18 protein-coding genes are annotated in these 25,627 nt (G+C 73.9%); 5 read left to right on the top strand and 13 right to left on the bottom strand.

Going from position 1 to position 25,627, the window contains the following annotated elements; genetic code table 11:
* Nucleotides 1-15: 15 nt before the first annotated feature.
* The 4 genes from QOZ86_RS06545 to QOZ86_RS06560 all read right to left on the bottom strand — a co-directional run bounded on the left by QOZ86_RS06545 (nt 16) and on the right by QOZ86_RS06560 (nt 5,659).
* Nucleotides 16-2,976 carry an AAA family ATPase gene (locus QOZ86_RS06545; RefSeq protein ID WP_284491161.1) on the bottom strand — a complete coding sequence of 987 codons (2,961 nt, stop codon included), beginning with the start codon at nt 2,974-2,976 and terminating at the stop codon, nt 16-18.
* Nucleotides 2,973-4,121, bottom strand: a complete 1,149-nt coding sequence (locus tag QOZ86_RS06550) for an exonuclease SbcCD subunit D (protein WP_284491162.1) — start codon at nt 4,119-4,121, stop codon at nt 2,973-2,975. Before QOZ86_RS06550 ends, QOZ86_RS06545 begins: the two co-directional genes overlap by 4 nt.
* Nucleotides 4,122-4,200: 79 nt before the next feature.
* A complete protein-coding gene (locus tag QOZ86_RS06555) occupies nt 4,201-4,776 on the bottom strand; it encodes a PH domain-containing protein (RefSeq protein WP_284491163.1) in 576 nt (191 codons plus the stop codon).
* A 31-nt stretch (nt 4,777-4,807) separates the two neighbouring features.
* Nucleotides 4,808-5,659, bottom strand: a complete 852-nt coding sequence (locus QOZ86_RS06560; protein WP_284491164.1) for a biotin--[acetyl-CoA-carboxylase] ligase — start codon at nt 5,657-5,659, stop codon at nt 4,808-4,810.
* A 150-nt stretch (nt 5,660-5,809) separates the two neighbouring features.
* Between QOZ86_RS06560 and QOZ86_RS06565 the strand changes: the two genes are divergently transcribed.
* The 4 genes from QOZ86_RS06565 (at nt 5,810) to QOZ86_RS06580 (ending at nt 10,203) form a co-directional block, all read left to right on the top strand.
* Nucleotides 5,810-7,438, top strand: coding sequence for an acyl-CoA carboxylase subunit beta (locus QOZ86_RS06565; RefSeq protein ID WP_284491165.1), 1,629 nt, complete (start codon nt 5,810-5,812; stop codon nt 7,436-7,438).
* Entirely contained in the window at nt 7,435-7,755 is a 321-nt protein-coding gene (locus QOZ86_RS06570) for an acyl-CoA carboxylase subunit epsilon (protein ID WP_284491166.1), read from the top strand. Before QOZ86_RS06565 ends, QOZ86_RS06570 begins: the two co-directional genes overlap by 4 nt.
* The gene (locus QOZ86_RS06575) at nt 7,752-8,360 is read left to right on the top strand and encodes a Maf family protein (RefSeq protein WP_284491167.1); all 609 of its coding nucleotides are present in this window, start codon (nt 7,752-7,754) and stop codon (nt 8,358-8,360) included. Before QOZ86_RS06570 ends, QOZ86_RS06575 begins: the two co-directional genes overlap by 4 nt.
* 82 nt (nt 8,361-8,442) lie before the next feature.
* Nucleotides 8,443-10,203: an acetyl/propionyl/methylcrotonyl-CoA carboxylase subunit alpha gene (locus QOZ86_RS06580; protein ID WP_284491168.1), complete on the top strand. Its 1,761-nt coding sequence runs from the start codon at nt 8,443-8,445 to the stop codon at nt 10,201-10,203.
* An 83-nt stretch (nt 10,204-10,286) separates the two neighbouring features.
* On the opposite strand, the gene QOZ86_RS06585 is transcribed toward QOZ86_RS06580, so the two are convergent.
* From QOZ86_RS06585 to QOZ86_RS06595, 3 genes are all read right to left on the bottom strand, one after another.
* Entirely contained in the window at nt 10,287-12,668 is a 2,382-nt protein-coding gene (locus tag QOZ86_RS06585; RefSeq protein ID WP_284491169.1) for a reprolysin-like metallopeptidase, read from the bottom strand.
* Nucleotides 12,655-14,499 carry a reprolysin-like metallopeptidase gene (locus tag QOZ86_RS06590; protein WP_284491170.1) on the bottom strand — a complete coding sequence of 615 codons (1,845 nt, stop codon included), beginning with the start codon at nt 14,497-14,499 and terminating at the stop codon, nt 12,655-12,657. Before QOZ86_RS06590 ends, QOZ86_RS06585 begins: the two co-directional genes overlap by 14 nt.
* Nucleotides 14,500-14,594: 95 nt before the next feature.
* A complete protein-coding gene (locus tag QOZ86_RS06595) occupies nt 14,595-15,998 on the bottom strand; it encodes an NAD(P)H-quinone dehydrogenase (RefSeq protein ID WP_284491171.1) in 1,404 nt (467 codons plus the stop codon).
* A gap of 113 nt (nt 15,999-16,111) precedes the next feature.
* Between QOZ86_RS06595 and QOZ86_RS06600 the strand changes: the two genes are divergently transcribed.
* Complete coding sequence (locus QOZ86_RS06600) at nt 16,112-16,582, top strand: gamma-glutamylcyclotransferase family protein (RefSeq protein WP_284491172.1); 471 nt, start codon at nt 16,112-16,114, stop codon at nt 16,580-16,582.
* A gap of 11 nt (nt 16,583-16,593) precedes the next feature.
* Here QOZ86_RS06600 and QOZ86_RS06605 read toward each other — a convergent pair whose 3' ends face one another.
* The 6 genes from QOZ86_RS06605 to QOZ86_RS06630 form a co-directional block, all read right to left on the bottom strand.
* Nucleotides 16,594-17,556 carry a type IV toxin-antitoxin system AbiEi family antitoxin gene (locus QOZ86_RS06605; protein ID WP_284491173.1) on the bottom strand — a complete coding sequence of 321 codons (963 nt, stop codon included), beginning with the start codon at nt 17,554-17,556 and terminating at the stop codon, nt 16,594-16,596.
* Nucleotides 17,557-17,702: 146 nt separating this feature from the next.
* Nucleotides 17,703-18,695 (bottom strand): methylmalonyl Co-A mutase-associated GTPase MeaB, encoded by a 993-nt coding sequence (gene meaB, locus QOZ86_RS06610; RefSeq protein WP_284491174.1) that lies wholly within the window; start codon nt 18,693-18,695, stop codon nt 17,703-17,705.
* Between the two features lie 80 nt (nt 18,696-18,775).
* Nucleotides 18,776-20,983 carry a methylmalonyl-CoA mutase gene (gene scpA / locus QOZ86_RS06615; RefSeq protein ID WP_284491175.1) on the bottom strand — a complete coding sequence of 736 codons (2,208 nt, stop codon included), beginning with the start codon at nt 20,981-20,983 and terminating at the stop codon, nt 18,776-18,778.
* Nucleotides 20,980-23,001, bottom strand: coding sequence for a methylmalonyl-CoA mutase subunit beta (locus QOZ86_RS06620; RefSeq protein WP_284491176.1), 2,022 nt, complete (start codon nt 22,999-23,001; stop codon nt 20,980-20,982). The genes scpA and QOZ86_RS06620 overlap by 4 nt, the downstream gene beginning before the upstream one ends.
* Entirely contained in the window at nt 22,955-24,307 is a 1,353-nt protein-coding gene (locus tag QOZ86_RS06625) for an amidohydrolase (protein WP_284491177.1), read from the bottom strand. The genes QOZ86_RS06620 and QOZ86_RS06625 overlap by 47 nt, the downstream gene beginning before the upstream one ends.
* Entirely contained in the window at nt 24,304-25,509 is a 1,206-nt protein-coding gene (locus QOZ86_RS06630) for a glutamate--cysteine ligase (protein ID WP_284491178.1), read from the bottom strand. The genes QOZ86_RS06625 and QOZ86_RS06630 overlap by 4 nt, the downstream gene beginning before the upstream one ends.
* Nucleotides 25,510-25,627: the final 118 nt, after the last annotated feature.

Genomic DNA, 25,627 nt, shown 5'->3' on the forward strand with positions numbered 1-25,627 from the left:
CCGCGCGACGCACCATCAGCCGGCCAGGCGAGAGCCGTTCCGGCCGGCGACCACCTCGAGCCGGGTGGGGATGCGGGTACGCAGCTCCTCCAAGTGGCTGATCACCCCGACGGTGCGGCCGCCCCTGCGCAGCTCGTCGAGCACGCTCATCACCGCGTCCAGCGCCTGGGCGTCGAGCGTGCCGAAGCCCTCGTCCACGAAGAGCGTGTCGATGCGCACCCCACCGGTCTCCGCGGTGACCACGTCGGCGAGCCCCAGGGCCAGGGCCAGGGACGCCATGAAGCTCTCCCCGCCCGACAGCGTCTTCGTCGGCCGCCGGATCCCGGTGTACTCGTCGAAGACGTCCAGACCCAGACCGCCACGGGCGCCGTGCCGTCCCTGCGCGTCGCTGTGCAGGAAGGTGTAGCGACCGCCGGACATGTCCAGCAGCCGGCGGCTGGCGACCTCGGCCACCTGTTCCAGGCGCGCGGCGAGGACGAACGACTGCAGGCGCATCTTCCGGGTGTTGGCCCCCCGGCCGTGCGCAAGGTCGGCGAGCGCGGTGACCTGGTCGGCCCAATCCCGCAGCTGGGCGAGCTCGAGCTCGGCGGCGGTGACCCGGCCGACGAGGTCGGCCAGGGACGCCGTGCAGCGCCGGGCCTGCTCCAGCTCGGTCACCGCCTCCTCGCGCCGGCGGGTTCCCCCGGCGCAGCGGTCCTCCAGCGATTCCAGGTCGGGCCGGTGCGGCAGGTCGGCGAGCTCCGGGTCGGCCAGCCGGTCGCGCAGCACCGCCAGCCGCTGGTCGTGCTGGTCCAGCTCGCGGTCCAGGTGGGTCAGCCGGCCGGGCTCGAGCAGCGCACCGGCGGCGGCGAGCACGTCGTCGAACCCGGCGGCCGCGGCCCGTTCCTCGGCGACCCGGCGGGCGGAACCAGCGAGCCCGCGGGCGCGCAGCTCCTCCGCCTGGGCCGTGACGACCGCCTCGCAGGCGTCGGCGGCCGAGGCCAGCCTGGCCACCCGGGCACCGAGGCCGGCGTCCTCGCCGCGGGCAGCGGCCAACCGCTCGACGAGCTCGGCCAGCCCGGCGGCCAGCGCCTCCCGCTCCGCTGTGCGGGCACCCAGCTCCTCGCGGTCCGCACCGAGCCGGGCGGCGGCCGCGTCCCGCTCCCCGGCCAGGCGCTGCAGCCGCGCCTCGGCGGCCGCCAGCCCCCCGGCCAGCTCCACCCGGGCGTGGACCCCGGCCGCCAGCTGCGCGGCCCGTTCCGCCTGCTCGGCGACGGACAGGTCGCCGGCGCGGGCTCGCAGCGCGGCCTGCTCGCGTTCCGCGGTGTCGCGGTCGGTGGTGGCCGCGGAGAGCGCCGCCTCACCGGCCTCGGCGATCGCCCGTGCGGCGTCCTCGTCGGCGGCAGTGACGCGCTCCGTCTCGTGCCGGGCCGGCCGGGGGTGCTCGGTGGCGCCGCACACGGGGCAGTCGGCCCCGTCCGCGAGCCCGGCCGCGAGCTCGGCGGCCATGCCGTCGAGCCGCCGGCCGCGCAGGTCCAGCCAGCGCTCGCGGGCGTCGGCCCACGCCTCCCGCCGGGTCCGGACCTCCTCGCGCAGGCCGGCCAGCTCCTGCTCCCGCGTGTCGGCCGCGCGACCCGCCGCGAGCGCCGCCTCCGCCGTCTCCAGCGACGCGGTGAGGGCGGGCAGCTCGGCAGCGGCCACCCGTGCCCGGGTGACGCGCTGCTCCTCCTCGGCGAACCGGGCGGGGAAGCCGGCCACCGCCTGCTCCCCTCCGGCACACCGCTCCACCAGCTCGGCGACGGCGCGGTCCAGTCCGGCCACCGTGCGCTCCAGCGCTGCGGCGCGGTCGACCTCCGGCAGGAGCGCCCGCGCCTCGGCGGCACGGTCGCGCAGCTCCCGCGCGACCGTCGGCGTCGCCTCCCGCCCGTCGGAGACCGACACCCAGGCGGCGGCCGCGTGCGTCAGCGCATCGGCGGCCCGCTCGGCGACGAGGGCGGCGGCGCCGGCGGCCTGCAGCACGTCGCGCAGTGGTTCGGCCCGGCGCCCGGCGTCGCGCTCGGTGCGCAGCGGGGTCAGGTCGGGCCCCCGCGCCTCGAGCGCCGCGAACTCACCGGCGGCCTGGTCCCGGCGCGCGTGCCGCTCCAGCAGTGTCCGTGCGGCGGCCAGCTCGGCGTCGATCACGGCCATGTCCGCGGCAGCGGCATCGGCCCGGATGGCCGCTCCGGCGAGCCGCTCGTTCGCCGTGGCCCGGACCTTGTCCACCCACGGCAGGACCCGCGACCCCGGACCGGCCCCGACCAGCTCCGGGACGAGCTCCTCCGGCACGTCGACGTCGGCGATTTGCGCCACCCGCGCCAGCAACGTGCTCAGCTCCGCCCGGTGGCCGGCCATCCGCTCGCGGGCAGCCGTGCGCTCCTCGGCCAGCCATTCCTCGGCGCGCGCGTACCGGTCGACGTCGAACAGGGTGCGCAGCAGCTCGGCCCGGTGCTCGGGCTCCGCGCGCAGGAAACGGGCGAAGTCGCCCTGCGGGAGCAGCACCACCTGGCAGAACTGGTGGACGTCGAGCCCCAGCCTGCTGCGCAGGTGCTCGGACCCCTCGTCGATTCGGGTGCTCACCGGCTCCCAGCCGCCGTCGGTGAGCCGCGAGACCACGAGCTTGGCCTGCTCGGTGGCCCAGCCCTCGCCGCGCTTCTTCGGGCGCTGCTGCTCGGGCCGGCGGACCACGCGCAGCCGCTCGTCGCCCAGGGTGAGCTCGCAGCTGACCTCGGTGCGGGTGACGGCGTCGGCGTGGTCGCTGCGCAGCCGCTTCTCCTCACCGCGCGCGCCGGGCACCCGGCCGTAGAGGGCGAACACCACGGCGTCGAGCAGGGTCGTCTTGCCGGCGCCCGTCGGGCCCCACAGCAGGAACAGGCCGTCCCGGCCCACCTCGTCGAGATCGACGTCCACCGTGCCGGCGAAGGGCCCGAACGCGGTGACCGAGAGCGAGTGCAGCCTCATCGCGCCGCATCCGCGCGGTCGGCGGCACCCAGGGCACGGGCGAGCAGCTCCCGCTCGGCGGCGCTGGCCGGCACGCCGCGGACGTGGCTGACGAACTCGCCGGCGACGTCCAGGGCACTGCGGCCCCGCATCCGCTCCTGGTAGCTGCCTCCCTCGGTCGGGGCGCCGGCACCGGTCCAGTCGAGGTGCACGCAGAACGGGAACCGGCTCTGCAGCCGCCGCATGGGATCGGCCGGCCGGGCCGGGTCGGTCAGCCGGGCGGAGACGAAGTGCTCCTCGGCGGCGGTGTGCGCCGGGTCGGCCAGCAGCTCGTCCAGCGTGCCGGTGAGCACGGTGAGCGGCCGCGGGGTCGGCAGCGGCACCGCGCGCACCTCGGCCAGCCCGGTGGCGTCGAGATCGACCAGCCAGGCCTGCTTCTGCTGCCCCGCCTCGCCGAAGGAGTAGGCGAGCGGGGACCCGCTGTAACGGAGGCGCGGCGACAGGGTCTGCGGCCGGTGCAGGTGCCCGAGGGCGACGTAGTCGACGCCGTCGAACACCTCGGCGGGTACCAGGTCCACCCCGCCGACGCAGATGTCGCGCTCGCTCTCGCTGGCCATCCCACCGCCGACGAAGGCGTGCGCGAGCACCACCGACCGGGCACCGGGGCGCAGGAGGAGATCGGCCCGCACCCGGTCCATCGCCTCCCGCAGCACCGCCTCGTGGCCGCGGGCACCCGGCACGCCCAGCTCGTGGCGGGCCACTTCCGGCTCGAGGTACGGGATGCCGTAGACGGCGACCTCGCCGTGCTCGTCGGCGAGCAGCACCGGCTCGTCCAACCGTGGGGTGGCCGCGTGGACGTGCAGACCGGCCGCGCTGAGCAGGCCGGAGAAGGTGCCCAGCCGTCGCGCGGAGTCGTGGTTGCCGGGGGTGAGGACCACCCGGGCGCCGGTGGCCAGCAACCGGCCGATCACCCGGTCCAGCACCCCGGTGGCATCGGCGGAGGGCACCGCCCGGTCGTAGACGTCCCCGGCCACGACGACGACGTCGGCCTGCTCCTCGGCGACCACCGCGGCCAGCCCACCGAGCACGGCCTCCTGCTCGGCGAGCAGGTCGGTGCCGTGCAGGGTGCGGCCGATGTGCCAGTCCGAGGTGTGCAGCAGCCGCATGCCGCAGAAGGTAGGGAGAGGGTCTGACAGAACCGCTCAGGCGCGCCGGGACGGGCCCGCCACAGCCGGTGGGAGCCGGTCAGAGGACCGCTGTGGAGTGCCAGCCGTCGGCCGGCGGCCAGCCGTCGTCGCCCCGGAGGTATCCGGCGTTCTCCTGCGCCCGCCGGTCGGCGTCCTCCTCGACCATGTACGCGAGCAGTTGCTGCACGTCGTCGCTGCCGGGGATGTGCCGCAGCACGGTGGCGCCGCCGTCGCCGGCCGTCTCGATGCTCAGCGTGCCGGACCTGATGACCCGCTCCCACAGCGTCTGGGTGTAGGAGACGTCGGTGATCCGGGACAGCGGGAGGTCGCGGCCACGCCGGGCGAGGATCCCCTCGCGGAACAGCAGCCGATGGGTGGTCACCACGTAGTGCGTCGTCCGCCAGCGCAGCAGCGGGACGACGACCAGGAAGAGCAGGACCAGCGCCGCCAGCACGACGATGCCCAGCCGGAACATCCCCTGCTGCGGCCCCGGAGGGATCAGCGCGGCACCGAAGGAGACCGCGCCGACGACGAGCAGGAAGAACACGACCGGCCAGAAGACCGTCAGCCAGTGCGGGTGCAGGTGGCGCACGACCTCTTCGTCGTCGGTGAGCAGCTTGTCTGGGTACGGCACCCGGCCAGGATGACGCAGGGGTCGCCCGGGGTCATGCCTCCGCGGCCCGTGTCCGGACGTGTCGGACGTCGCCGCTGGCCAGTTCCACGGTGCCGTCGGCGGTGTCGACGACCAACCGGCCGTCCCAGTCGATGGCCCGTGCGGTCCCGACCAGCACGGAGCCGTCGGGCAGGGCCACCTCCACGGTGCTGCCGATCGTCGACGACCACGCCAGGTAGTCCCGCGCGAGGCCGGAGAGCACCGGATCGCCGAGAACCTCCACCCAACCGCGGTAGCGACGCTCGACCGCGCGCAGGAACGCCAGCAGCAGCGGACCACGGTCGACCGTCCCTCCGGTGACGACCGACAGCGACGTCCCGGTGGCGGGCAGCTCGGCCGCCGACGTCGAGACGTTGAGACCCACCCCGACGACGACGCCCGGGTGGGCGGGCGACGTCACCGCCTCGGCGAGGATGCCCGCCAGCTTGCGCCCGTCAGCGGCCAGCAGGTCGTTGGGCCACTTCACCGAGGACAGCACCCCGCTGACCTCGCGGACGGACTCGGCCAGCGCGACTCCGGTCAGCAACGACAGCCACCCTCGCCGGGCCGCCGGCACGTCGGGTCGCAGCAGGAAGGAGACGGTGATCCCGGCCCGCGGCGGCGAGGTCCAGACCCGGTCGAGCCGGCCGCGTCCGCTGACCTGGTGCTCGGCCACCAGGACCGTCCCCTCCGGAGCGCCCTCCCCGGCGGTCGCGGCGAGGGCGGCGTTGGTCGACCCGATCTCCTCCACCACCTCGACGGACCGCCACAGCGAGCTGTCGCGGGTGAGCGCCGACTCCAGGGCGGCGGCATCCAGCCCCGGCCGTGTGAGATCCGACCATCGGGATGAGGGCGTGTCGGGCACTCCCTTACGCTACGGCCCGTGATCGAGCTCGCGAGGTCGCAGATGGGCACAGCAGTGCCAGCGAGGAGAACACGTGACCGAGCTCGCGAGGTCACAGATGGGCACAGCAGTGCCACGAACGTGGCCGACGAGCGCCAGCGAGGAGAACACGTGAGTGCCGCCGAACTCGAGAGCGCCGGGGAGCACGTCCCCGACGACATCGACATCCACACGACCGCCGGGAAGCTCGCCGACTTCGAGCGGCGCGTACAGGAGGCCCAGCACGCCGGCTCCGAGCGGGCGGTCGAGAAGCAGCACGCCGCGGGGAAGATGACCGCGCGCGAGCGGATCGAGGCGCTGCTGGACCCGGGCTCGTTCACCGAGTTCGACGAGTTCGCCCGGCACCGGTCGACGAACTTCGGCATGGCCGACAAGCGTCCGTTCGGCGACGGCGTCGTCACCGGGTACGGCACGGTCGACGGCCGGCCGGTGGCGATCTTCTCGCAGGACGTCACGGTGTTCGGCGGCAGCCTCGGTGAGGTCTACGGCGAGAAGATCGTGAAGGTCCAGGACTTCGCGATCACGAACGGCTGCCCGGTCATCGGGATCAACGAGGGTGGTGGCGCCCGGATCCAGGAAGGCGTGGTCTCCCTCGGCCTCTACGGCGAGATCTTCCAGCGGAACGTGCACGCCTCCGGCGTCATCCCGCAGATCTCCCTGGTCATGGGTCCGGCCGCCGGTGGGCACGTCTACTCCCCTGCGCTCACCGACTTCATCGTCATGGTCGACAAGACCAGCCAGATGTTCATCACCGGCCCCGACGTCGTGAAGACCGTCACCGGCGAGGACGTCACGCTCGAGGAGCTCGGCGGCGCCCGTACCCACAACACGAAGTCCGGCGTCGCGCACTACCTGGCCGAGGACGAGAACGACGCCCTCGACTACGTGAAGGCGCTGCTGTCCTACCTGCCGAGCAACAACCTCGACCCGCTGCCGGCCGTCGAGGTGGCGCCGGTCGACACCGTGCTGCCCGACGCGCTGACCGACGAGGACCTCGAGCTCGACACCTTCATCCCCGACTCGGCCAACACCCCCTACGACATGCACACCGTCCTGGAGCACGTCCTCGACGACGGCGAGTTCCTCGAGGTGCAGCCGCTGTTCGCGCCGAACATCCTCATCGGGTTCGGCCGCGTCGAGGGCCGGCCGGTCGGGATCGTGGCCAACCAGCCGACCCAGTTCGCGGGCACGCTCGACATCGACGCCAGCGAGAAGGCCGCGCGGTTCGTGCGCACCTGCGACGCCTTCAACATCCCGGTGCTCACCTTCGTCGACGTCCCCGGCTTCCTGCCGGGGACCTCGCAGGAGTGGGAGGGCATCATCCGCCGCGGGGCCAAGCTGATCTACGCCTACGCCGAGGCCACGGTCCCCAAGGTCACCGTCATCACCCGCAAGGCCTACGGCGGCGCCTACGACGTCATGGGCTCCAAGCACCTGGGCGCCGACGTGAACCTCGCCTGGCCGACCGCGCAGATCGCCGTGGTCGGGGCGCAGGGTGCGGTGGGGATCCTGTACCGCAAGGAACTGGCCGCGGCCGAGGACCCCGACGCCCGCCGTGCCGAGCTCATCGCCGAGTACGAGGACACCCTCGCCAACCCCTACATCGCCGCCGACCGCGGCTACGTCGACGCGGTCATCCCGCCGTCGCACACGCGGGTGCAGGTGACCAAGGCCCTGCGGGTGCTGGCCAACAAGCGGCAGACCCTGCCGCCCAGGAAGCACGGGAACATCCCGCTATGACATTGCCGTCCTCCGGACGGCACCGCGACCAGGTGCCGTCCCCGACCGACGCGGAGCCCATCCGTCGCGCCTGCGCGGACCCCTCCGGGGCCCACTCGGCGCGACCGGACAACGCCCTCCCGCTGTTGCGCGTCGTGCGCGGGGAGCCGTCCGCCGAGGAGCTGGCCGCGCTCACCGTCGTCGTCGCCGCGATGTCGCAGCGCCGCACCCGGCGCCGCCCCACCCCGGTCGGGGCGTGGGCCTCCTACGCCGGCGGTCACCGTCGTCCCGCGCAGGCGGGCCACGGCGGCTGGCGAGCAGCGGGACGGTTCGCGTGAGCGTCGACCGCAGGCTGGTGCTGGCGTCGGCCTCCCCGGCACGGCTGTCGCTGCTCCGCCAGGCGGGGCTCGCGCCGGACGTCGTGGTGAGCGAGGTCGACGAGTCGGCGCACTCCGCCCCGCGGGTCGCCGAGACGGTGGCCCTGCTGGCCGCGGCCAAGGCGGCCGCCGTCGCCAAGCGGGAGACCGACGCCCTGGTGATCGGCGCGGACTCGCTCCTGGAGTTCGGTGGCAAGCCGCAGGGCAAGCCGGCCGACGCCGCCGAGGCGCGGGACCGGTGGCGCCGCATGGCCGGCCGCTCCGGCGTCCTGCACACCGGGCAGGCGCTCTTCGACGTCCGCGACGGCGCGGTCGTCAGCCGGGACGTCGCGGTGGCCTCGACCGTCGTCTACTTCGCCGACCCGACACCGCCGGAGGTCGAGGCCTACCTGGCCACCGGCGAGCCGCTGGCCGTGGCCGGCGCGTTCACGCTCGACGGGCTCGGTGCGCCGTTCGTGCGCCGGGTCGAGGGCGACCCGGCGGCGGTGGTCGGCCTGTCGCTGACCGTCCTGCGCACGCAGCTGGCCAAGCGTGGCCTGGCCATCACCGACCTCTGGCAGCGCTGAGCGCTTCCCGGGGCCCGACCCACCGCGCCCCGCGCGGCACTGACAAGAGTTCGACCGGTTCCACAGAAGAGGGAGAGCACCGGTGCAGAAGGTCCTGATCGCCAACCGTGGCGAGATCGCCGTTCGTGTGGCTCGCGCGTGCAAGGACGCGGGTCTGACCAGCGTGGCAGTCTACGCCGAGCCGGACCGCGACGCGCTGCACGTGCGCGTCGCCGACGAGGCCTTCGCGCTGGGCGGCACGACGCCGGGCGACTCCTACCTGGTGATCGACAAGATCCTCGACGCGGCGAAGCAGTCCGGCGCCGACGCGGTCCACCCCGGCTACGGCTTCCTGTCGGAGAACGCCGGCTTCGCCCAGGCGGTCATCGACGCCGGGCTGACCTGGATCGGCCCGTCGCCCCAGGCGATCATCGACCTGGGTGACAAGGTGGCCGCCCGGCACATCGCCACCCGTGCGGGCGCTCCCCTCGTCCCGGGCACCAAGGACCCGGTCGGCGGCGCCGACGAGGTCGTCGCCTTCGCGGAGGAGCACGGTCTCCCCGTCGCGATCAAGGCGGCGTTCGGCGGCGGCGGACGCGGGCTCAAGGTGGCCCGCACCATCGAGGAGATCCCCGAGCTGTTCGACTCGGCGGTCCGTGAAGCGGTCTCCGCCTTCGGCCGCGGCGAGTGCTTCGTCGAGCGGTTCCTCGACAAGCCCCGGCACGTCGAGGCCCAGGTCCTGGCCGACACGCACGGCAACGTGATCGTCGTGGGCACCCGCGACTGCTCGCTGCAGCGCCGCAACCAGAAGCTGGTCGAGGAGGCGCCCGCGCCGTTCCTGACCGACGAGCAGCGGGAGCGCATCCACTCCTCCGCCAAGGCCATCTGCGCGGAGGCCGGCTACCACGGTGCCGGCACCGTCGAGTACCTCGTGGGCGTCGACGGCTCGATCTCCTTCCTCGAGGTGAACACCCGCCTGCAGGTGGAGCACCCGGTCTCGGAGGAGACCTCGGGCATCGACCTGGTGCGCCAGCAGTTCCGCATCGCCCAGGGTCTTCCCCTGGAGATCACCGAGGACCCGGCCCCCCGCGGGCACAGCATCGAGTTCCGGATCAACGCCGAGGACGCCGGCCGCAACTTCATGCCGGCCCCCGGCCCGGTGGACCGGCTGGAGGTCCCGCAGGGACCCGGCGTGCGCTGGGACTCCGGCGTGGAGACCGGCGGCGAGGTCGCCGGCGCGTTCGACTCGATGCTGGCCAAGCTGATCGTCACCGGCGCCACCCGCGAAGAGGCGCTGCAGCGGGCCCGCCGCGCCCTGGACGAGCTGGTGGTCGAGGGCATGCCCACCGTCATCCCGTTCCACCGCGCCGTCGTCCGCGACGAGGCCTTCACGACCGAGCCGTTCACCGTGCACACCCGCTGGATCGAGACCGAGTGGGACAACCAGGTCCCGCCCTACGACGCCGCCCCGGCCGGCCAGGAGGAGGACGCCCCCCGGCAGACGGTCGTCGTCGAGGTCGGTGGCCGCCGGCTCGAGGTGTCCCTGCCGGCCGGCCTCGCGGCCGGAGGTGGCGGCGCGGCGCCCGGTGCGGCCGCCAAGCCGCGCAAGCGCGGCGGCGGCGGTGGCGGCGCTGCCGCGTCCGGGGACTCCCTCACCTCGCCGATGCAGGGCACGATCGTCAAGGTCGCCGTCGAGGACGGCGCCACGGTCGAGGCCGGCGACCTGGTCGTCGTCCTCGAGGCGATGAAGATGGAGCAGCCGATCACCGCACACAAGGCGGGCACGATCTCCGGCCTGGCGGCCGAGGTGGGCGCCACCGTGACCAGCGGTGCGGTCCTCTGCACGATCGCCGACGCCGGGTAGTCCGCACCCGGATACGCGAAGAAGCCCGTGACCGGTGCTCGGTCACGGGCTTCTTCGCGTGCCGTGTCACGCTCGACGGGAGGTCAGACGCCGACGTCCCGGCAGCCGAAGGACGTGTTCGCCGAGGGCACCTCCCGGTCGATGGCGTACACGCACACCCGGTGCATGCCGGGCGCCAGCGAACCCGACCAGCTGAAGCCGTGCGCGGGGCCGGCGTGCGGGAAGGCCCTCCCCACGTCCGGCCGGTCGCCATCGGCACGCAGCCCGACCGCGGCGCCGTCGACGTACACGTGCACCGCGCCCGCCGCCGTCGGCGAGTCCGGATCGAACGCCCAACCCGACAACGACACCGTCGTCCCCGACGCCGACAGCGAGTCCCAGCTCCCCGTCGGCCGGGTCACTCCGACCGCCACCTGACGGCAGCCGAAGGCCGTGTTCGCCGAGGGCACCTCCCGGTCGATGGCGTACACGCACACCCGGTGCATGCCGGGCGCCAGCGAACCCGACCAGCTGAAGCCGTGCGCGGGGCCGGCGTGCGGGAAGGCCCTTCCCACGTCCGGCCGGTCGCCATCGGCACGCAGCCCGACCGCGGCGCCGTCGACGTACACGTGCACCGCGCCCGCCGCCGTCGGCGAGTCCGGATCGAACGCCCAACCCGACAACGACGCCGTCGTCCCCGAGGCCGACAGCGAGTCCCAGCTCCCCGTCGGCCGGGTCACTCCGACCTCCACGTCGCGGCAGCCGAAGGCCGTGTTCGCCGAGGGCACTTCCCGGTCGATCGCGTACACGCACACCCGGTGCATGCCGGGCGCCAGCGAACCCGACCAGCTGAAGCCGTGCGCGGGGCCGGCGTGCGGGAAGGCCCTCCCGACGTCCGGCCGGTGACCGTCGGCGCGCAGCGCCACCCCGGCACCGTTCACGTAGACGTGCACCACCGACGACGGATCCGGGGTGTTGGGGTCGAAGGCCCAGCCCCGCACCGACAGGGTGGTCCCCGACGCGGAGACGGCGTCCAGCGAGCCGATCGGCTTCGTGGCCAGGGTGGGCACGGTGGGGTCGGCCGCGGTCGCCACCCGAACGGTCGCCTCCGTGGCCGAGGCGGCCACGACGGTCACGGTCAGGTCGGTACCGGAGATCGGCACGGCCCGGGCGAACGGCAGGGAGACCTGCAGATCCGTCTTCCACCCGGACATGCTCGACGGCGTGGCATCCAGCAGGAGCGACGTGGCGCCGTACTTCGTGATGTCCTCCTTCGTCCCGACACGGCGCAGAACGACACCGCTCTGCAGCCCTATGCGGTTGGCGTCCGTCCCCAACCACGCGTCCTGGAGATCGGGCGTGCGGTACTCGAGCCAGTAGACAGCCCCGTTGGAAGCGGTGAGCCGGACGGCACGGGTTCCGGTACGTCCCGAGATCGGGGACAAGGTGTACCGCGTGCTGGACGAGGACGCCGAGATGGACTTCATCTGCTCGGCCGGCAGTACCCCGAGCCGGGCAGCATGCGGGGCGCTGAGCGAACCCACCTGCTCCCAGGAGACACCCATGACGTCGTACCAGTCGTTGTAGGGGGTGATCGCGCAGGTGCCACCCTCGACCGTCCCGTCGCACTGATCGCTCGAGGAGTGCCCGAGGCCGAAGTTGTGCCCGAGCTCGTGGGCGACGAGGGAGGTGCTGGTGGCACGCGCGTAGAGCCGCCCGCCGGCACCGGGGCCGGTACCGACCGAGGCGATCCCGTGGGGGCAGCCAGCAGCGTCGGCGGACCCGTTGCTCACGTAGAGAAGGAGATGCTTCCCGGCACCGGCGGTGAAGTTGACCGCCTTGACCGCCTCGTCCCAGAGGCCGAACCAATCCGAGCACTTCGCGGTCGTGGTGATCCAGTCGTGCGATGCGGAGACACCGAGGGCGATGGCCCCCTGGCTCTCGTTCGCCCAGAACTGCGCCACCGGACCGTTCACCGCATCGACGACCTGCGCCAGGGTCGTACCGTCGGTCGTCCCACCTCCGGCGACCACCATGACCACGGTCACCTGGTTGGTCAGCGTCGTCGCGGCCTCTGCGGTCGTCGGTTCCTCAGCGGGCGCCGGCTCCACCACCTCGGCGGCGAGGACCTCGCGAGCGGGCTCGATGGCTCCCTCGGCCGCCGCGACATCGGTCACCTCCCCGCCGACCGTCACCTCGACGGTGGTGCCGGCCGGGATGTCCTGGACGTCGTCGGTCGGGATCCTGACCGCTTCGCCGGTGTCCGGCTCGATCCAGGTCAGTGGCTGAGCGAAGAGTTCCTCCCCGGCCGCCTGGTGGTCCTCGGGCTCTGCCCAGACCTGCACCAGCTCCCCGACGACCGTCTCGGTCGCGGGGGCTTCCTCCGCCTGTGCTGAGGGCACACCGGCGAGAACCGGCAGGAGCAGTCCGGCGGAGAGCAGCAGCGGGAGCGCTCGGCGACGAGGGCGTTGGCTAACGGGGGACACGGATCAACTCCTGGGTGCGCGTGGTCGCACTCCTCATCGGCATCCCGGAGCCCTGGCCGCACCCTCGCACCTCCATCGGGTGAACGGCCGGGGCTCGACGACGGCGGCGGGCCATCCCCCGGCGCACAGCCGGCACCAGCAGGATGGTCGTGCCGGCGAGCGCCGCCGCCGCCAGCAACGCCGGTGGACCATTGCCCTCGGGGGCCCCGCCGCCGCTGTCGGCGGCCGGCTCGAGCGAGGGCTGCGAGAAGTCGGACGCCACGGCCGTAGGCACCGACGGCGCCGTCGGGCCCTGGACGACCGCAGGGATCCCGCCGGCCGACGCCGCACTCACCGTCGCCCGGTCGCCGGGGAGCGTCGCTGCCCGGACGTCCCCGCCCGCGCTGGGCACGGACACTTCCTGTGGGCGGGAGGCGGACGGCAGGACGTGCACGATGGCCTCGGCGGCGGAGATGCTCTCCACGGTGACGGTGAAGTCCCCGCCGGAGAGCGGGACTGCCACGCCGACCGGGAGGGCGGCCTGCAGGTCGGCGTCCCAGCCGGCGGCCGGGCCGGGGGTGCCGTCCAGCAGCAGCGAGGTGTCGGGGAACTGACCGGCCCGGCGCAGCAGCACCCCGGCGTCCAGGCGGTAGACGTTGTCGCGGGTGGCCAGCCAGGCGTCCCGTCCGCTGGCCGAGCGGAGTTCGAGCCAGTAGGCCACGCCCTCGGCGTCGACCAGCCGCAGTGCCCGGAGCCCACCGGTCCCGGCCAGCGGAGCGAGGGTGACCGAGGTGGGGCCGTCCCCGACGGAAACGGTCCGCTGCGCATCGCCGGGCAGCACCTGCAGCGCCGAGGCCTGCGCGGCGTTGAGCGAGCCGAGCTGCGCCCAGGACGCCCCCATGACGTCGTAGTAGTCGCGGTAGCCCGAGACCCGGCAGGAACCGGACTCCACGGCGCCGTCGCACTGCTCCGCCGAGGAGTGGCCCAGCCCGAAGTTGTGCCCGAGCTCGTGGGCGATGACCGAGGCCAGGGTGTCCCGGACGTACAGCCGCCCGCCGGACCCCGGGGCGGTGCCTACTTGCGCGAGCGCGTAGGAGCACGCCGGCTGGGTGGCGGTCTGGCCGCTCAACCGCAGCAGCAGGTGCTCCCCCGGCCCGGGGACGAAGCCGACCGCCGCCGCCACCTCGTTCCACAACGCCTCGGGGTCGTCGCAGCCGGCGGAGGTGCTCAGCCAGTCGCGGGAGCCGGTGACCCCGACGCTGATCGCGCCGCCGGTCTGCTCGGACCAGAACCGGGCGACCGGGCCGTCCACCGTGGCGACGACGTCGCGCAGCCGGGTGCTGTCGGGGGTGGTGCCCGCCGGGGCCACCAGGACGACGGTGACCTCGTTGGTCAGCCCGTCGCGCGGTGAGGGAGCGGTCTCCGGTGCCGTCGACGGCGGGACCGCGAGCACGTCGGTCTCCAGCACCTCCCGCGCCGGGTCGTAGCCGTCGTCGCTGGCCTCGTCCTCGACCGTCCCGCCGACGGTCAGCTCGACCGTGGCGCCACTCGGCACGGTGGCGACCTGGTCCGCGGGCACGCGCACGGAGCCGTCGTCGGTCTCCAGCCAGCTCAGCTGCGTCCCGGGGTCGTGGCCGTCGTCGTGACCGTGGTCGGCACCGGCGGGGCCGGGCTCGCCCTCGGCCCAGACGCGCACGAGCTCGCCGACGACGGTGGTGCCCTCATCGGCGACGGCGATCGACGGCACCGTGACCGTTCCGAGGAACGTCGCGCTCAGCGCACCCGCCAGCGCGGCGGCGCGCAGCGTCCGGCGGGTGCCACGGGGACGGCGAGAGGCATCATCAGCAGACATCGACTCCTGAATCGGCGGCCGCTCCGCCCATCGGCACCGTCGCGCCGATGTTGAGCCGAACTCCCGTCACATCCGCCGCATGTACCCCGGCTCTCTCACGCCAGGTCGTCGGCGCCCATCAGCCGGCGCCCGGCCTCGGTGATCGAGCCGGACAGCGACGGGTAGATCGCGAACGTCTGCGCCAGGTCGTCGACCGTCAGCCCCTTCGTCACGGCCAGGGCGATCGGCAGCACCAGCTCCGAGGCCCCCGGCGAGACGACGACACCACCCACGACCACGCCGGTCGAGCGTCGCGCGAAGAGCTTGACGAAGCCGGCGTGCAGGTCGCTCATCTTGGCCCGCGCGTTGGTCGCCAGCGGCACCCGCACGACCTCGACGTCGGCGTTCTCGGCCAGCGACTTCTCCTGGAGGCCGACGGTGGCGATCTCGGGGTGCGTGAAGACGTTCGCGGCCACGGTCTTGAGCTTGATGGGCGCCACCGCCTCGCCGAGGGCGTGCCACATCGCGATCCGGCCCTGCATGGCCGCGACGGAAGCCAGCTGGAAGACGCCGGTGACGTCGCCGGCCGCGTAGATGCCCGGCACCGAGGTGCGGGACACGCGGTCGACGACGACGTGGCCGGACCCGGTCACCTCGACGCCGTGCTGCGCCAGGTTGAGCCCGGCGGTGTTCGGGACGGTGCCGACGGTCATCAGCGCGTGCGACCCGTCGACGGTGCGCCCGTCGGTGAGCTCGACCGAGATCCCCTTCTCGGTGCGCCGGGCTCCGGCCGCCCGGCCACGCTCGAGCCGGCCGCCGCGGGACTGGAAGACCTGCTCGAGCACCTCGGCGGCGTCGGAGTCCTCGCCGGGCAGCACCCGGTCGCGCGAGGAGACGAGCGTGACGGGGACGCCGGCCTCGAGGTAGCCCGAGGCGAACTCGGCGCCGGTGACGCCGGACCCGACGACCACCAGGTGCTCGGGCGGCTCCTCCAGGTCGTAGACGTCGCGCCAGTCCAGGATCCGCTCGCCGTCCGGCTCCGCCCCGGGGAGCACCCGGGGGTCGGCGCCGGTGGCGATGAGGACGACGTCGCCCTCGATCTCGTCCACGACGGCACCGTCGTCGTCCAGGATCTCCACCTCGTGCGCGGCCAGCCCCGGTGCGTCGTCGGCGAGCCGGCCCTGGCCGGCGACGATCCGCACGCCCTCGGTCTCCAGCCGCGCGTGGATGTCCGCCGACTGCGCCATGGCCAGGTTCCGCACCCGCTGGTTGGCCGCGGGGAGGTCGAGGCTGACGGTGGCCAGCTCCGCGCCGTGCACGCCGAGGATGGCGGAGTCACGCACCGCCGTCGTCGCGCCGGCGGCAGCGATCAGGGTCTTCGAGGGGACGCAGTCGCTGAGCACGCTGGCCCCGCCGATGCCGTCGCGCTCGATCACGGTCACCTGCGCACCGAGCTGTGCGGCGACCAGGGCGGCTTCGTAGCCGGCCGGGCCACCACCGATGATGACGATGCGGGTCATGGCTCCATCTCTCGTTGCCGATCGGTCTGTCGCTGCCATTGTCCCGCCTGCCGGGGCGGATTCGCGCCACCGTCCGTCCCGGCCCGCCGGGCTCGCTCGTTAGTCTCGCCCCGATGGGCCTCTACGCCGCCTACGGGTCGAACATGGATCCCGCGCAGATGCTGCGCCGCTGTCCGTCCTCGCCGCACACCGGGACCGGCTGGATCCGCGGTTGGCGACTGACGTTCGGCGGTGAGGAGCTGGGCTGGGAGGGTGCGCTCGCCACCCTGGTCCCCGCCGAGGACGACGGGTCGGGCCGGGAGACGGTCGGGGTATTCGTCGCGCTCTACGACCTGACCGAGGTCGACCAGCGCGCCCTGGACGCGTGGGAGGGCGCCGACTCCGGCCTCTACCGCCGGGTGAACCTGCGCGTGCACACCCTCGGCGGCGACGTCGTCGCCTACGTCTACGTGCTCGACGCCTTCGAGGGCGGGCTGCCCTCGGCCCGGCACCTCGGCGCGATCGCCGACGCGGCCGAGGCCGCCGGCGCCCCCGACGACCACGTCCGCGAACTCCGCACCCGCGACTGCCGCTCCGCCTTCTGACCCCTCCGTGATCATGAAGTTCGGGAGACGCCCCGCCGCGAGGCCCCGGCGCGCTGCTTCCCGAACTTCATGATCACGTCGCGAGGAGGAAATCCCAGAGCGCGCGCCGCCCGGCCGACCATCGCCGCCGGCCGGCGGTAGACGTCCACCGCCGTGAAGTGCAGCAGCGTCCATCGGTGCTCGGTGATCCAGTCGTGCCGGTCCCGGTCGTCGGCCAGCTGGTCCCGGGTCATGTGCGCCTCCAGACCGTCGAACTCGGCGCCGACCTGCTGGTCCGGCCACCCGGTGTCGAGGAAGTGGGTGCGGCCGGAGTCGGTCAGCTGCACCTGCACGGCGGGCGCCGGAAGACCGCCGTCGATGAACCGCCAGCGCATCCGCGACTCCATCGGTGACTCCGCTCCGTCCACCGCGTGAGGCACGAGCTCCCGGACGCGGACCACCTCTCGGAGCCCACGCATGGCCTCGCCGGCGGCAGCGAGCTGCGTCTGCGTGCAGGTCCTTGACCGCAGCGCCGCGTCAAGCGTCGCCAGGCCGTCGATCGGCGCGGTGTGCCGGACGACATCGCACGCGGTTCGCGCCGGCGGCGTGCACCACGTCCCCTCCACCTGCACGGCGTCGTCGCACCCGAGGCTCGAGGGATGTACCTGGATCCCCGGCAGGCGCCTGTTCACCAGGCCGGGCGGTCCCAGGAAGTGCAGTGTCTCCGTCCCCAGGACGTCGAACCCCCACAGGGCGGCTGCGGTCGAGTGGCACGCCACCAGGTCGGCACCGACGGCGAGGGCGGCGGCGCGCACCTGCAGCGCGGGTGAGTCGGGCAACTCGCCGTCGATGAGGACGCCGCGCCAGCGACTGCGACGCCACCGCCCGGAGCGCACCAGAGCCCGCAGCTCGCCGTCACCGAAATGGCTGAGCGCCTGTGCCGTCGTGAAGACCCCGTGCTGGGCGCTGACCATCCGGTAGAACGCGAAGTCCATGCCGGGAGGGTCGACATCCGCGCGGAGTGCCGACAGCTCCCCGACCGATCTGTGGACATGTCTATCTGGTGTGGATCCGCGCGATCATGAAGTGTGGGACGCGACGCGCCGGAAGCCAACGGCGTGCCGCTTCCCGGACTTCATGATCACGGAGAGGTTGTCAGGAAGGCGTCCAGGATCTGCTGCGCGGCCAGGGCGGGAGTCAGCTCCCCGGCGAGCACCTGCTTCTCCAGGTCGGGAACGGCGGTCCGGACGCCGGGGTGACCTCGGAGCGCGTGCTCCAGCCCGTCGCGGACCAGCTGCCAGGTCCAGCGCACCTGCTGGGTGCGGCGGCGCTCGCCGAACGCCCCGGACAGCTTGGCCCGCTCCTGGTGCTCCACCAGCTTGTCCCAGACCTCGTCCAGGCCTTCCCCGGTGAGCCCGGCGCAGGTGAGCACCGGCACGTCCCAGGGCTCCCCGCGGCCGCGCAGCATCCGGATCGCCGAGGACAGCTCCCGCGCGGCCTTCCGGGCGTCGGCGGCGGCCGGGCCGTCGGCCTTGTTCACGGCGATGACGTCGGCGATCTCGAGGATGCCGCGCTTGATGCCCTGCAGCTGGTCGCCGGTGCGGGCGATGGTCAGGAACAGGAACGAGTCGACCATCTCGGCGACGGTGATCTCCGACTGGCCGACGCCGACGGTCTCCACCAGGACGACGTCGTAGCCGGCGGCCTCCACGACGACCATCGACTCGCGGGTCGCCTGCGCCACCCCACCGAGCGTGCCCGACGTCGGCGAGGGCCGGATGAACGCGTTCTCATCGACGGCCAGCCGCGCCATGCGGGTCTTGTCCCCGAGGATCGAGCCGCCGGAGCGGGCCGACGACGGGTCGACGGCGAGCACCGCGACCTTCGACCCCGCTGCGGTCAGGTCCACGCCCAGCTGGTCGATGAAGGTCGACTTGCCCACCCCGGGGACCCCGCTGATCCCCACGCGGCGCGCTCCGCCGGCGTGCGGCAGCAGCTCGACGAGCAGCTCCTGCGCCTTCTCCCGGTGGTCGGCGCGGCGCGACTCGACCAGCGTGATGGCCCGCGCCATCACCCGCCGGTCCCCGGCAAGCACGCCTTCGGCGAGGGCCGGTACGGCGATCTCCCGCGGCATTACTCCCTCGCTCCCGCGGGTCGCTCCGCTCCTCGCTCGCTGGCGCTCGCTGCGATGCTCACTCCCCTGTCCGCTCGGCCTCAGTGACCGAGGCGCTGCGACAGCGTCCGCAGCAGCTCCTGCGCCGCCTCTGCGATGACCGTGCCGGGCGGGAAGACCGCCGCGGCGCCCATCTCCTCGAGGGTCGGGACGTCGTCGGGCGGGATGACCCCGCCGACGACGATCAGCACGTCGTCGGCGCCGAGCCCGGCCAGCGCATCGCGCAGCGCCGGGACCAGAGTGAGGTGACCGGCGGCGAGCGACGAGACGCCGACGACGTGCACGTCGGCCTCCACCGCCTGCCGGGCGACCTCGTCGGGGGTCTGGAACAGCGGGCCCACGTCGACGTCGAAGCCGAGGTCGGCGAACGCGGTGGCGATGACCTTCTGCCCGCGGTCGTGCCCGTCCTGGCCCATCTTGGCCACCAGGATGCGGGGGCGGCGGCCCTCGGCGTCGGCGAACTGCTCGGCCAGCCGGCGGGTCTCCTCCATCGGCCCGGATGCTCCTGCCTCGTCGCGGTAGACGCCGGAGATGGTGCGGACCTGGCCGGCGTGCCGGCCGTAGACCGCCTCCAGCGCGTCGGAGATCTCCCCGACGGTGGCCTTGGCCCGCGCGGCGTCCACCGCGAGCTTCAGCAGGTTGCTGTCGAGGTCGTTCCCCCGGCGCCCCTCGGCGGCGGCGCGGGCGGCGTCGGTGAGCCGACCGAGCGCCTCGGTCACCGCGCGGCCGTCGCGGTCGGCGCGCAACTGCTCGAGCTTGGCCTTCTGCTGGGCCAGCACGTCGGCGTTGTCGACCTTGAGCACCTCGATCGCCTCGTCGGCGTCGACCCGGTACTTGTTCACTCCGATGACCGGCTGGCGGCCGGAGTCGATGCGGGCCTGGGTGCGGGCCGCGGCCTCCTCGATGCGCAGCTTCGGGATGCCGTCGTCGATGGCCTGCGCCATGCCGCCGTGCTCGGCGACCTCCTGGATGTGCGCCCAGGCGCGGCGGGCCAGGTCGTAGGTCAGCTTCTCGACGTACGCCGAGCCGCCCCACGGGTCGATGACCCGCGTCGTCCCCGACTCCTGCTGCAGCAGCAGCTGGGTGTTGCGGGCGATGCGGGCGGAGAAGTCGGTGGGCAGGGCCAGGGCCTCGTCCAGGGCGTTGGTGTGCAGCGACTGGGTGTGCCCCTGGGTGGCGGCCATGGCCTCCAGGCAGGTGCGGACGACGTTGTTGTAGACGTCCTGCGCGGTCAGCGACCAGCCGGAGGTCTGCGAGTGGGTGCGCAGCGACAGCGACTTCGGGTTCTGCGCGCCGGCCTCCTTCACCAGCTTGGCCCACAGCAGCCGCCCGGCCCGCAGCTTCGCGACCTCCATGAAGAAGTTCATGCCGATGGCCCAGAAGAAGCTCAGTCGCGGCGCGAACGCGTCGACGTCGAGACCGGCCCCCTTGCCCGCCTCCAGGTACTCGACGCCGTCGGCCAGCGTGTACGCCAACTCCAGGTCGGCCGTCGCCCCGGCCTCCTGGATGTGGTAGCCGGAGATCGAGATGGAGTTGAACTTCGGCATCTCCCGCGAGGTGAACGAGAAGATGTCGCTGATGATCTGCATCGAGGGCTTGGGCGGATAGATGTAGGTGTTCCGCACCATGAACTCTTTGAGGATGTCGTTCTGGATGGTCCCGGTCAGCTGCTCCGGGGCCACCCCCTGCTCCTCGGCCGCGACGATGTAGAGCGCGAGCACCGGCAGCACGGCGCCGTTCATGGTCATCGACACGCTCATCTTGTCCAGCGGGATGCCGTCGAACAGCTGCCGCATGTCCAAGATCGAGTCGATCGCCACGCCGGCCATGCCGACGTCGCCGGGCACGCGCGGGTGGTCGGAGTCGTAGCCGCGGTGGGTCGGCAGGTCGAAGGCGATCGACAGGCCCTTCTGCCCGGCGGCGAGGTTGCGCCGGTAGAACGCGTTGGACTCCGCGGCGGTGGAGAAGCCCGCGTACTGGCGGACCGTCCACGGCTGCGTGGTGTACATCGTCGGGTAGGGGCCGCGCAGGAACGGCGGCAGACCGGGCAGGGTCTCGAGGAAGTCCAGGCCCTCGAGGTCGGCCGGCGTGTACAGCGGCGGGACGGCGATCCCCTCGGGGGTTTCCCAGGTCGCCTCCGCCACGCCGCGGCCGGTCGCCTCCTCGAAGGCCTTGGCCCAGTCGTCACCGGTCGCGCCGGCCGCGGGACGGCCGAGCTCGACGGAACCGAAGTCGGGGATCGCGCTCACGACTCCTCCTCGCTGGCGCTCGTCGGCCTCGTTCCCGCGAGGGCGACTCTGCTCGTCTGTTCGCTCGCAAGCTCGCTCACTGCCTGAACTCCTTCGAGACCCAGCTCGGAGTGCACGGTCCGCAGGGCCGCGAGGGTGTCGCAGCCGGCGAACACGTACCCGTCGACGCCGTCGACGGCGAGGTCCGGCTTGCCGGCCAGCCACACCTGCGCGGCGCCGGCCGCCTTCAGTTCCTCGGCCAGCGCGGCAGCGGCGGACGCGTAGTCCTTGTCCGTGCCGCAGATGCAGGCCACCGTCGTCCCGGCCTCGGCGAAGCCGGAGGCGCCGTCGCCGGACGGCGTCGCCAGCCCGCCGGCCTGGAACAGGTTCGCCGCGAACGTGGCCCGGGCGGTGTGCTTGGCGATCGGACCGATCGTGGCGAGGTAGACGCCCGGCCGCCCCGCCGCCGCGTCGGCGGCGTCGCGCAGCTGCTCGAACTCCTGCGCGGCGCGTACCCGGGGCAGCCCGCCGGTGGCCGGCAGGATCTCCGCGGCCGGCTGCCGGTCGGGGAGCTTCTCGGCCAGGTTGGGGAACTCGCTGACACCGGTGATCGCGTCGGCGCGGGTGGCCAGCCGCTTGGCGCGGGCGTCCCAGGCGGTGGCGATGCGGTCCCGCACCAGACCGGAGGCCAGGGCGGCGGAGAGCCCGCCGGCCCGCTCGATCTCGGTGAACCAGTTCCAGGCCGCGCTGGCCAGGTCGTCGGTGAGCGACTCGACGTACCAGGAGCCGCCCGCCGGATCGAGGACCCGGGCCAGGTGCCCCTCCTCCACCAGCAGGCTCTGGGTGTTGCGGGCGATCCGGCGGGAGAAGGAGTCGGGCAGCCCGAGGGCGGCGTCGAACGGCTGCACCGTGACGGCGTCGGCGCCGCCCACGCCCGCGGCGAAGCAGGCCACCGTGGTGCGCAACATGTTCACCCACGGGTCGCGCTTCGTCGTCATCACCGACGAGGTGACCGCGTGCTGGCGCTGGCCGCGCGCCTCGGGCGACGCCCCGCTGACCTCGCCGACCCGGTCCCACAGCCGGCGGGCGGCGCGCAGCGCGGCGATCGTCGTGAACTGGTCGGCGGCGGCCGAGTAGCGGAACTCCAGCTGGGCGATCGCCTCGTCCACCGCCAGGCCGCCCTCGGTGAGGGCACGCAGGTAGGCGACGCCGGCGGCGAGCGAGCAGCCGAGCTCCTCGACCACCGAGGCGCCGGCGTCGGAGAACACCGTGCCGTCGACGACGACGGTGCGCAGACCGGGGTGGGCCGCCGCGCGGCGGGCGACGTCGGCGAGGCCGGAGAGATCCTGCTCCAGCCCCGAGACCGCCTGGACGCCGAGCGGGTCCAGCCCGAGCGAACCGCCGGACGCCAGATCGGTGCGCCCTTCGACCAGGTCGAGGAACGCCTCGGCCGCCCGCATCCCGCCCTGCACGCTCACCGGCGCCAGGTCCAGGTAGACGTCGGAGAGCACTTCGCCGAGGGAGTCGACGGGGATCGCGCCCTCGCCGAGCACCAGCCACAGCGAGGTGACGCCGTTCTCCAGGTCGGCCGCGATGGCCTCCTTGGTCACGGCGACGTCGGGGTGCGCGTGCCGCTGCCGGATGTCCCACCCGCCGGACGCGCCGCCCTCGGCGCCGCCGGACGCGGTCACCTGGGCCGAGCCGGCCGGCCCACCGGCGGGGCGGGCACCGCGCACGAACGGCGGGAGGCCGGGCACGCCGACGCCCGCGGGGAGGTCGCCGGCGTCCTCGGCGGTGTAGAAGGGGGCCACCGTCACGCCCGGGGCCACCGGCCGGCGCAGCGCGTTCTCGACCGGGTCGGGGAGGTCCTGCCGACCGCCCTTGCGCAGCACGCCCGCGACCAGGTCGCGCCACTGGTCGCGGGTGACCGCGTCGAACTCGCCCGCGAGCGCGAGGTCCTCGGGGACCGCGTGCTCGGCCGGCACGTCGGCGTCAGCCGCCGCCGGCCCCTGGCCGGTCGTCTCGTCGGTCGTGCTCATCCTGGGATTCCCGCCTCTCGTCGACGGCTCGTCGGGCAGAAGTGTCTCCGGGGGCCGGTCTCCGCGTGCGAGGGGGTGCCCCTGAGCTGCCCGGAGACGGTTCGGCGTCGGCCTCCAGCGCGAGCAGCGCGGTGCGGGCCAGCAGGCGCACGCCGACGCCGATGGCGCGCTCGTCGACGTCGAAGGTGCCCCGGTGCAGGTCGAGGGGGGCGCCCCCGCCGTGGGTGCCCAGCCGGGCCAGCGCGATCGGCATGACGTCGGCGAACCAGCCGAAGTCCTCCCCGCCCATGCTCTGTGCGGAGAGGACCACGTTCTCCCCGCCGACGGTGCCGATGGCGGCCGAGCGCAGCAGGGCCACCGCGCGCGGGTCGTTGACCACCGGTGGCACGCCGCGGATGTAGTCGACGCCCACCTCGGCGCCGGTGGTGGCCGCGACCCGCTCGACCAGCGAGCGGAGCAGGTCCTCCGCACCCTTCCAGGCCTCCCGGTCGAGCACTCGCACGGTGCCGCGCAACGTCCCGCGCTGCGGGATGGCGTTGGCGGCCACCCCGGCGTTCACCGCCCCCCAGACCAGGCTCATGCCGGCACGGGGATCCACCTGGCGGGACAGGAGCGAGGGCAGGTCGGTGATCAGCCGGCCGAGGGCGTCCACCAGGTCGACGGTGAGCTGCGGCCGCGCGGTGTGCCCGCCGGGCCCGGTGAGGGTGACGTCCATGCGGTCGCAGGCGGCGGTGATCGCTCCCGTGCGCAGCCCGACCTTCCCCGCGGGCACCGCCGGGTCGCAGTGCAGCGCGAAGGCCCGGGACGCGCCGTCGAGCACGCCGGAGGCGACCACCTCGGTGGCACCGCCGGGCACCGTCTCCTCCGCCGGCTGGAACACGCAGCGGACCCGGCCGGGCATGCCGTCCAGCTCGGCGAGGGCCAGGGCCACCCCGAGGATGACCGTGGTGTGCACGTCGTGGCCGCAGGCGTGGCAGAGGCCCTCCCGCGTGGACGCGTACGGGACGTCCTTGAGGTCGGCCAGCGGGAGGGCGTCGATGTCGGCGCGCAGCACCACTACCGGTCCCCCACCCGCCCCGCCGTCGCCGCTGCCCACCTCGCAGACCAGCCCGGTGCCGGTGGGCAGCCGGCGGGGCTCGAGCCCTGCGGCGCGCAGCCGCTGCTCGATGAACGACGTCGTCTCGAACTCGGCGAAGGCGAGCTCGGGATGGGCGTGCAGGTGCCGCCGGATCGACACCAGGTCGGCGTGGTGGCCGGCGACCCACTCGTCGACGGCCGCCCCCAGCTTGTCGGCGATCGGGGTCATGCGGCGTGCCCGCCCGCGCACTGCGCCGGTCCGGGCACCGGACCGGCGGGTCCGGTGCCCGGCCCATGCTCCGGCAGGCCGTCCCGAAGCTCGGCCAGCAGGCTGTCGACGACGCAGCGCAGCTCGCCGTCGTGCTGCAGTGCGGCCGCCCGCTGGCGCTGGTAGGAGGCGCCCACCTCGAGGATCCGCAGCACGTCGCGCAGCTCGGCCTCGCAGTCCAGCCGCTTCGCCGTCGGCACCAGCTCCTCGACCAGCTCGGTGATCGCCTCGCGCACCGGGCGGACCGCGCCGTGCTCGTCCACGACGATCTCGGCGTCCAGGCCGTAGCGGGCCGCCCGCCACTTGTTCTCCCGCACCACCCACTCGGCCGGGCTGGGCAGGGTGTAGCCGCGGTCCAGCTGGGTGTCGAACTGCTCGACCAGGCACTGCGCCAGCGCGGCGACCGCGCCGACCTCCTCGAGGGTGGGCAGGCCGTCGCAGATGCGCAGCTCCACGGTGCCGAAGTCGGGGTGCGGGCGGATGTCCCACCACACCTCCCGCACGCTCTCGATGGCGCCGGCGTCGATGAGCGTCTCCATGTAGTCCTCGAACGCGCCCCAGCCGGCGAGCCGGAACGGCAGCCCCGCGGTGGGCATGCCCTCGAAGATCTTGGTCCGGGACGACGCCAGGCCGGTGTCGCAGCCGACCCAGAACGGGGAGGACGACGACAGCGCCAGGAAGTGCGGCACGTACTGGCACAGCGCGTTGACCACCGGGATCACCTTCTCCGGCGCCCGGACGCCGACGTGCACGTGGACGCCGAAGATCTGCATCCGGCGGGCCAGCCACTGCATGCGCTCCACCAGCTGGCGGTAGCGCTCCTTGGGCGAGATCTCCTGGGTCTGCCAGTCGGTGAACGGGTGGGTGCCGGCGCACAGCACCCCGAGCCCGCGCTCGTCGGCGGCGGCGACGACCTCGGCGAGGGTCCCGGCGAGGTCTGCCTTGGCCTCGCGCACGGTGGTGCAGACGCCGGTGATGATCTCGACGGTCGACTGCAGCAGCTCGTGCTTGGCCTTGGGGTGCTCCTCGGCGCCCTCGGGCCGGAGCCCCTCGAGGATCTCGACGGCGCCGGGCGACAGCTCCCGGGTCGCCCGGTCGACGAGCTGCAGCTCCCACTCCACACCGAGGCTGGCGCGCTCCGAGCTACGGAAGGGGATCTCCACCTCCCGGAGTCTAGGGACGCCGGCCCGCCGCCACCCGGCGGCGGGACGAGATCACCTGCCCGGCCGACCCACGATCACCGCGGGTCCGCGGTCGTCGCCCACACCGGTCCGGCAGCCA

Origin of the sequence: Blastococcus capsensis (assembly GCF_030165005.1) — a bacterium.
GTDB classification, from domain to species: Bacteria; Actinomycetota; Actinomycetes; order Mycobacteriales; family Geodermatophilaceae; genus Blastococcus; species Blastococcus capsensis.